Source organism: Flavobacterium sp. FG68, from assembly GCF_057808895.1.
This window is the reverse complement of the sequence record NZ_JBMDIY010000007.1, coordinates 175,803-184,516: the sequence shown is the minus strand read 5'-3', so window position 1 is coordinate 184,516 and position 8,714 is coordinate 175,803. Positions and strand designations below refer to the sequence as shown.

Annotated in this window: 5 protein-coding genes and 1 tRNA gene; 4 read left to right on the top strand and 2 right to left on the bottom strand. The window is 35.2% G+C overall.

The window, feature by feature from the left end:
* Positions 1-92: 92 nt before the first annotated feature.
* Positions 93-166 (bottom strand) — tRNA-Asn (locus ACODSB_RS06875).
* A gap of 86 nt (positions 167-252) precedes the next feature.
* Positions 253-1,593 (bottom strand): RIP metalloprotease RseP, encoded by a 1,341-nt coding sequence (rseP, locus tag ACODSB_RS06870; RefSeq protein ID WP_488936482.1) that lies wholly within the window; start codon positions 1,591-1,593, stop codon positions 253-255.
* A gap of 199 nt (positions 1,594-1,792) precedes the next feature.
* Between rseP and ACODSB_RS06865 the strand changes: the two genes are divergently transcribed.
* The 4 genes from ACODSB_RS06865 to ACODSB_RS06850 all read left to right on the top strand — a co-directional run bounded on the left by ACODSB_RS06865 (position 1,793) and on the right by ACODSB_RS06850 (position 8,698).
* Positions 1,793-2,863, top strand: coding sequence for an NADH:flavin oxidoreductase/NADH oxidase (locus ACODSB_RS06865; protein WP_488936481.1), 1,071 nt, complete (start codon positions 1,793-1,795; stop codon positions 2,861-2,863).
* Positions 2,864-3,065: 202 nt separating this feature from the next.
* Positions 3,066-4,106, top strand: coding sequence for a Gfo/Idh/MocA family oxidoreductase (locus ACODSB_RS06860; protein ID WP_488936480.1), 1,041 nt, complete (start codon positions 3,066-3,068; stop codon positions 4,104-4,106).
* A 324-nt stretch (positions 4,107-4,430) separates the two neighbouring features.
* Complete coding sequence (locus ACODSB_RS06855; RefSeq protein ID WP_488936479.1) at positions 4,431-5,648, top strand: MFS transporter; 1,218 nt, start codon at positions 4,431-4,433, stop codon at positions 5,646-5,648.
* A 233-nt stretch (positions 5,649-5,881) separates the two neighbouring features.
* Complete coding sequence (locus ACODSB_RS06850; protein ID WP_488936478.1) at positions 5,882-8,698, top strand: TonB-dependent receptor; 2,817 nt, start codon at positions 5,882-5,884, stop codon at positions 8,696-8,698.
* The last annotated feature ends 16 nt before the right edge of the window (positions 8,699-8,714 follow it).

Below are 8,714 nucleotides of genomic sequence, written 5' to 3'. Positions count from 1 at the left end.
CCAAGGACCCTCTGATTAACAGTCAGATGCTCTAACCAACTGAGCTAAGGAGGAATCACCTTAAAGGTAAATATGTTTGCTAAAAAAAGTTGCTCCCCCTCTTGGGCTCGAACCAAGGACCCTCTGATTAACAGTCAGATGCTCTAACCAACTGAGCTAAGGAGGAAGTTGTTGCTCTTTTTAGCGAGTGCAAATATAATTGAATTTTTAGTTTCTCAAAAATATTTTAACTCTTTTTCTCAAAATATTTTTTTACTTGATAATTGCCTTATAAATGTCATTTCCGTTTGCGAACAAAAGCAGTGCTATAAGTAGTACAAAGCCAACCATTTGGGCGTTTTCAAGGAATTTATCGCTCGGTTTTTTACCGCTGATAATTTCATATAATAAAAACATCACATGTCCGCCATCAAGTGCCGGAATTGGCAATAAATTCATAACTCCAAGCATAATTGACAATAAAGCCGTGATTGACCAGAACGTTTCCCAGCTCCAAAAACTCGGAAAAATGTTATAAATCGCTGCAAAACCACCCACTTGTTTGTAAGCTTTTGTTTCAGGATTAAAAATCATTTTCAGCTGTTTTCCATAACCTACTAACTGATCTTTTCCTTTTTGAATTCCAACAGGAATAGATTCAAAGAAACTATATTCTCTCGTGCTTACTTTATAGTAACCTAATTTCTCTAAAGACTCGATTCCTAAACCGCCAACACCAATTCCTAATTTTCCTAGTTTAGAGACCTTAACCGTAATAGGAGTTTCTTTTAAATCACGTAAAACAACAGCAGGAATGGTTTTTCCTTTGTTAGCCTCTAAAACAGCTTTAGCTTCATCAAAATATTTTATCTTTTGATTGTTCAGGCTTACAATAATATCTTTTGGTTTTAGAGAAGTGTTTTCAGAATCTTCAGAAATTTTACCCACAACAAAAGGCATTCTGATACCAATCAATAAACCTTTTTCATATTTAGATAATTGGTCAACAAAATCATTTGGAATATTAATCGTTTGTTGTTTTCCGTCTCTTTCAATCAAAACATGTTTCGACATGATAACATTCATATTCATGTCGCTGTCAAAATTTTCAACCGTTTTACCATCAATCGAAATGATTTTATCTCCGGTTCTAAAACCCGCTTTAAGCATTGCAGGATTTTCGATAAAAACGCCGTCTTTCAAATCAGCATTTGCCACATACGTATCGCCGTAAGCAAAAGCCATTCCTATATATATAATAAACGCCAGGATAAAGTTTACTGTAACACCGCCAAGCATAATAATTAAACGCTGCCAAGCCGGTTTAGAACGAAATTCCCACGGCTGAGGTGGAAGTGCCATTTGCTCCTTGTCCATACTTTCGTCAATCATTCCGGAGATTTTTACATAACCTCCAAGCGGTAACCAACCAATTCCGTATTCTGTTTCGCCAATTTTCTTTTTTAACAGCGAATATTTAACATCAAAAAATAAGTAAAATTTTTCAACTCTCGTTTTAAACAATTTGGCAGGAATAAAGTGCCCTAATTCGTGAAGAATAATAAGTAAAGATAAACTCAATAGAAATTGAGAGAGTTTGATAACTATATCCATTTTGTATTTTTAGTTCGTATTTAACGCACAAAAGTAGCGTTTCTATTTTAATTTGAAAGCGCAATATAATACATAAGGTTTTAAATGTTTGTTAATTAATAAACATTTCAATTTCTCGTTTTAACAAGATACAGTAACTTTACTTTTTAAACGGCTGTCAATATCTATTGGTAGTCCAAAACCATTAAAAGTTACAAACATGGCTTCACAATTATTTTCCCCCTTAACTTTAAAAAACATCACCTTAAAAAATAGAATTGTTATTTCGCCAATGTGCCAATATTCGGCCGTTGACGGCTTTGCAAACGACTGGCATCTGGTTCATTTAGGAAGCCGTGCAAGCGGAGGCGCCGGATTAATTATTCAGGAAGCCACAGCGGTTTCTCCCGAAGCCAGAATTTCTCCTGTCGATTTAGGAATCTGGAAAGACGAACATATCGAAAAGCTAAAACAAATCAACGAATTTATCGTTTCTCAAAACGCTGTTCCCGGAATTCAGCTGGCGCATGCCGGAAGAAAAGCAAGCGTTTCTTCTCCGTGGGAAGGAAATAAAAAATTAGATTTCGCTCAAGGCGGATGGCAGACTGTTGCGCCAAGTGCGATTCCGTATCACGACGGAGAACCTTTTCTTCCCGAAGCTTTAGACAAAAACGGAATCCAAAAAGTAATTTCCAATTTTAAAACTGCAACAAAAAGAGTTGTCAAAGCAGGATATAAAGTTTTAGAAATTCACGCCGCACACGGTTATTTATTACATCAGTTTTTATCGCCTTTAACCAACGTAAGAACCGATGAATATGGAGGAAGCTTTGAAAACCGAATCCGTTTTACATTGGAAATTGTAGAAGCTGTTCAGTCAGAATGGCCCTCAGATTTGCCTTTAATCGTGAGAATTTCAGCGACAGACTGGGCAGAAAACGGTTGGAATCCTGAAGAATCGGTACAGCTTTCGAAAATATTAAAAGAAAAAGGAGTAGATTTAATCGATGTTTCGTCTGGCGGATTAGTATCGCATCAAAAAATTGCGATTGGTCCGGGTTATCAGGTTCCTTTCGCAGAAAAAGTAAAAAAAGAAGCTAATATTTTGACAGGAGCTGTAGGTTTAATTACCGAAGCCAAACAAGCCGAAGAAATTTTGAAAAACAATCAGGCCGATTTAATTTTGTTTGCCAGAGAATCATTGAGAAATCCAAATTTACCGTTAGATTTCGCCAAAGAATTAGACAGCGATATTCAATGGCCAAAACAATACGAACGAGCTAAGATTTAAATTTTTATTGGCCACTCCCGATAGCTATCGGGATCACAGATTAAAGTGATTTTTTTAGTTTTGGTTGCCACGAATTTCACGAATTTCCACAAATCGTTGCGTTTAAAAAAAAATAAAAATTCGTGATAATTCGTGAAATTCGTGGCAAAAAAGAAAAATCCTTTTTAATCACATTAATCTGTGGCAAAAAACTAAATACAAAATGAAAAAAATAAAAACAGCATTATTATCATACGGAATGTCGGGAAAGGTTTTTCACGCACCTTTTTTAGATATTCACCCAGGTTTTGAATTATTAGGATCTTGGGAAAGAAGCAAAAAACTAATTCAGGAAGATTATCCATACGTAAAAAGTTATCCTTCAATCGACGATTTATTAGCCGATGATGTTGACTTAGTAATTGTAAACACACCAGTAGGAACACATTATGAATATGCTAAAAAAGTACTTCTGGCAGGAAAACATGCCGTGATCGAAAAAGCTTTTACCACAACTGTAGCCGAGGCTGAAGAATTAGCCAAAATCGCCGAAGAAAAAGGATTAAAATTAGCCGTTTTTCAAAACAGAAGATGGGACAGCGATTTTAAAACCATTCAAAAAATAATCAATGAAGGCGTTCTAGGTGATATAGTAGAAGCCGAATTTCATTTCGACAGATACAATCCGTTATTAAGTCCGAAAGCCCATAAAGAAACCGCCAATGACGGAGCCGGAGTTTTAAAAGATTTAGGTCCGCATATTATAGATCAGGCTATTTGTTTATTTGGTTCTCCAAAATCGGTTTTCGGAGATGTCAGAATTACGAGAGAAAACTCATTAGTCGATGACTGGTTCGATTTATTATTGATTTATGATGATTTTAGAGTTCGTTTAAAAGCTGGTTTCTTTGTGAGAGAAGCAAATCCGGCATATACGATTCACGGAAAAAAAGGCTCTTTTTTAAAACCTCGCGGAGACATTCAGGAAGACGAATTAAAAATTGGTAAAAAACCAAACCTGGAATCTTGGGGAAAAGAACCGGATGATTTACAAGGAATTCTGCATACTGAAATTGACGGAAAAATAATCCGCGAAAAAGTACCGACACTTCAAGGAAATTATTTTTCGTTTTTTGACGGAGTTTTCAATTCCATAACAAACAATGTTGCAGAACCAGTTACCGCTCAAGACGGCGTAAAAGTAATGCAGATCATCGAAGCTGCAATTGCAAGTAGTGCGCAGCGCACTGTGATTAATTTATAGCCCACGGGTTTTACGGATTAAACGGGTTTACGCGGAGTTTAATTTTTATAATTTGAATACAAACATATATCGTAGAGACGCACAGCATGAACTGCCCCCAAAAAGTTAGACACTATTTGGGGGCATTTTTTATGCGTGAAAATAAAATAACATCTGTGTAAACCCGTTTAATCCGTAAAATCCGTGGGCAAATTCGTAGAAATCTGTGGGCAAAACCCCGCTATTTATAAACAATAACGTTGTAAATAATTGAACAATTTGTACCTTTAAGTAAATACAAAGGTTTTTTGTACATTTATAATATAATCCCAAAACGCATACATTTTGATAAATTTTAATCCATTACAACTTTTTCAAACTAAAGGAAAAATCAAGAAAGTTTTTAGAGAAGCAAAAGCATCTTATCTAAACCGAATTCGTTTTGCCGTTGGAATGTTTTATTTCGGAATGGGATTAAGTTTTGCAACCTGGGCGAGTAGGATTCCGGATATCAAAACAGCCCTTCATTTAACCGAAGGCGATTTAGGTTCTATACTTTTCTCCCTGCCAATGGGACAATTAATTATCATGCCTTTTTCGGGAAAAATGGTAACCAAATTCGGAAGCCACCGCATTTTAGTTTTCTCCTTAATAATGTATGTTTTATGTCTGGCCAATTTAGGTTTAGCCACAACTGGTTTACAGTTATCGATTGGCTTATTTTTATTTGGCTTATTTGGAAATTTAGCCAATATAGCCGTAAACACACAGGGCGTTTATACCGAAGTACTTTTCAAAAAAACAATCATGTCCTCTTTTCACGGAATGTGGAGTTTTGCCGGATTCACAGGCGCATTAGTTGGTTTAGGAATGCTGGCTTTAAACTTAACACCATTACATCATTTCCTGATTGTTGGAGGCGTTGTGTTATTAATGGTCGCTTTTAATTTTAAATTTTTAATTCGTGCCAAAGAAAAAATCAAACACAATACAGAGAAAAGAAAAATCTTTGTAAAACCAGACAGTGCCTTAATCTGGCTTGGTGTAATTGGTTTTTGCAGTATGGCGAGCGAAGGTGTAATGTTTGACTGGAGCGGAGTTTATTTTAAAGATGTAGTAAAAGCACCAGGTCCATTAGTAATTTTAGGATATACTTCTTTCATGATTATGATGGCTGGCGGAAGATTTTTAGGTGATGGATTAATCAATAAATTTGGCCGTGAGCGTGTCATGCAGATAAGTGGAGTTATGATTTCTGCCGGGCTTTTTACAGCTGTTTTTCTACCTTATATTATTCCGTGTACGATTGCTTTTATGGCAGTTGGTTTAGGAGTTGCTACTATTGTTCCAACCGTTTATAGTATGGCTGGAAAAAATCCAACAGTTCCGCCGGGAGAAGCCTTAACAATAGTTTCAAGCGTAAGCTTTTTAGGGTTTTTAATGGGGCCGCCGGTAATTGGTCACATCGCTCAAAACTTCGGATTAGAGTTTTCTTTTGCCTTTATTGGAGTTTTTGGTGTTCTGATTGCTTTTATGGTTTCAAAAATCAGAACTTCTGCTTAATTTTTAGTGCCCACAGATTTAACGGATTAGGCTGATTTGCGCCGTGTTTTTTTAAACTTCTTTGTGAAATAAATTATTTTTGTAAGAATTTATTTCTTTTTTAATTGTTTTTATATCTACATTTGATCCCAGAGTTTGTTTGTCTTATAAGCAAGACTCTTTCCAAAAACCAATTTATCTTTTGAATAGGATTAATATCCGAAAACAATTTTCAAAATAAATTGGAATTTTTAATGGTAAAAAAATACGCGCTCTTTTTAATTTTATGGTCTTTTAGTTTTGCCTTTGCGCAGGAAACAGTTTTTAGAGGAATTGTTGTCGATGCTAAAACGCAAAACCCTCTTGAAAATGTTGTAGTAAGTATTCAAAATTCTTCTATAACAAAACTTACTTCTAAAAGAGGCAAATTTGAATTGAGTTCTCCTATAGAAGGAGAACAGCTGCTTTTGATTCACAGTCAGGACTGCAAAGATTTACTGCTGAAAATCCATTCTAATTTTGGTCAGATTATATATCTCGGGGTATTACAATTAGAAGATATTTATTCCGATGAAGTTCCTGCTGCTTTGATCACTTTATTAGAAAGTGATTTGTCTGATGATAATAGTTCATCCGAAATGACTTCGGGACTTTTACAATCTTCAAAAGATGCTTTTATGCAGGCATCAGCATTTAATTGGGGTCAAGCCCGATTCAGGGTTCGTGGTTTAGACAGCGAAAACGGAACCATGATGCTCAACGGAATGACCATGAATAAAATATACGACGGCAGACCGCAATGGAACAATTGGGGCGGACTAAATAATGTGCTTCGTAATCAGGAATTTTCGGTTGGAACAGCTGCTTCAAATTATACTTTTGGCGGTATTTTAGGAACACAGCAAATTTTTACCCGGGCTTCATTGTATCGAAAAGGAGGACAGCTAACTTTTTCCGGAAGTAATACAACCTACAGTTTGCGTGCCATTGGAACCTATGCTTTAGGAATGGATATTGACGGCTGGGCTTATATCGTTTCTGCAGGAAAAAGATGGGCAGACGAAGGTTATTTTGAAGGAACAAATTTCAATGCAGACTCTTTTTTTATGAGTGTTGAGAAAAAATTAAACAATAAACATTCACTCAATTTCACCGGATTTTACACACCCAATTCCCGCGGAAAAAATTCTCCAAATACAAATGAAGTAACCAGTTTAATGGGTGAAAAATACAATTCGTATTGGGGATTTCAAAATGATAAAAAGCGAAATGCAAGAGTAAAAACGGTTGAAGAACCGCTATTTATGCTGAATCATTATTTTAAAATTGATGAAAAAACCAACCTCAATTCGAGTGTAATGTATCAATTTGGGAAAGTTGGAAACAGCAATATTGATTATCAAAATGGCGACAGTCCAGATCCGGTTTATTATAGAAAAATGCCAAGTTATTTCAGCTCGCTTTATGCAAAAGATAAAGGTGAATTTTCTGGAGAATTTACGCCGGATTATGAAAATGCTGAAAAAAGCAAACTCACCTTTCTGGCAAATTCGCAAATTGACTGGAACGCCCTGTATTCTGCAAATCAAAAGCCAGGTGAAAATGGTTATGAACCTGCAAAAAGCCATTATGTTTTATATGAAGACAGAACTGACGACAAAACTTTTGCAGTCAATTCAAACTTAAATACGCAGTTAACTCCAAATATTTCTTTTGATGGAGGAATTACTTATCAGAATTTAAAATCACATAATTTTCAATATTTGCTGGATCTTCTTGGCGGGAAATATTTTGAAGATATTGATCCGTTTTACAAAGGCGACCTTTCGCAGTCAGACTTGCAAAATCCAAACAGACAAGTAGTAAAAGGAGATATTTATGGATACAACTATAATTTTTTAGCCAATACAATTAATGCTTTTGCACAGTTTAAATTCTCATACAATAAAACCGAATTTTATTTGGCACAATCCTATTCCGTTTCTAATTATCAAAGAGAAGGATTATACCAAAACGGAATTTACCCGACCATTTCTTTAGGAAAAAGTGAGAAAATAAATTTTGAAAACTTTGGTTTTAAAGGAGGTTTCACCTATAAAATTTCAGGAAAACAATGGTTGTTTTTTAATGGTGCACATTTAACCAGAGCACCATCGCTTCGAAATACATTTTCAAATTCAAGATTAAATAATAATATAGTTAATGGGATTGAAAGTGAAAATATTACAAGTGCCGAAGCTAATTATGTTTATCGTGCACCAAACTTGAAATTACGTTTAACAGCTTTTTATACGCTAATAAAAAACACATCGAAAACTTCTTTTTTCTATGCCGAAGGAATCTTTGATAACGGAGCCGGTTATGATCCAACAGATGCTTTTGTGAGCCAGACTTTAACTCAATTGGACAAAAAAAATACAGGAGCAGAATTGAGTTTTGAATATCAGATTTCCTCAACTTTTAAAACAACTTTATCAGCGGCTTACGGAAATTATATTTACAACAGCAATCCAAATGTATCGATTACAAACGATGCAAACGCAGCAAAAGACGGGGCGCAGACTACTTTTGATTTTGGTAAAGCCTATCTTAAAAATTACAAACAAGTAGGAACGCCTCAAAATGCACTTTCATTAGGTTTAGAATACCGGGATCCTAAATATTGGTGGATTGGAGCCAATATTAATTATTTAACCGATAACTATATTGATGTTTCACCCATTTCTAGGACATCACAATTTTACATTAATCCCGCAAATGGATTTCCTTTTCCCGAAGCAACATCTGAAAGAGGAAATGAATTATTACAACAAGAAAAATTTGATCCCATAACCTTATTAAATATCAATGGAGGAAAATCCTGGCGAGTTCATAAAAAGTATATCGGACTTTTTGCCAGCGTTAATAATGCATTAGGTTTAGTATATAAAACGGGTGGTTTTGAACAGGCCAGAAATGCAAATTTTAGAGCACTGAATCAGGATGTTTCAAGCGGAACACCATCATTTGGTCCAAAATATTATTACGGTTACGGAAGAACTTATTTTTTAAATCTTACAATCGGTTTATAAATCGAAATATATTTAT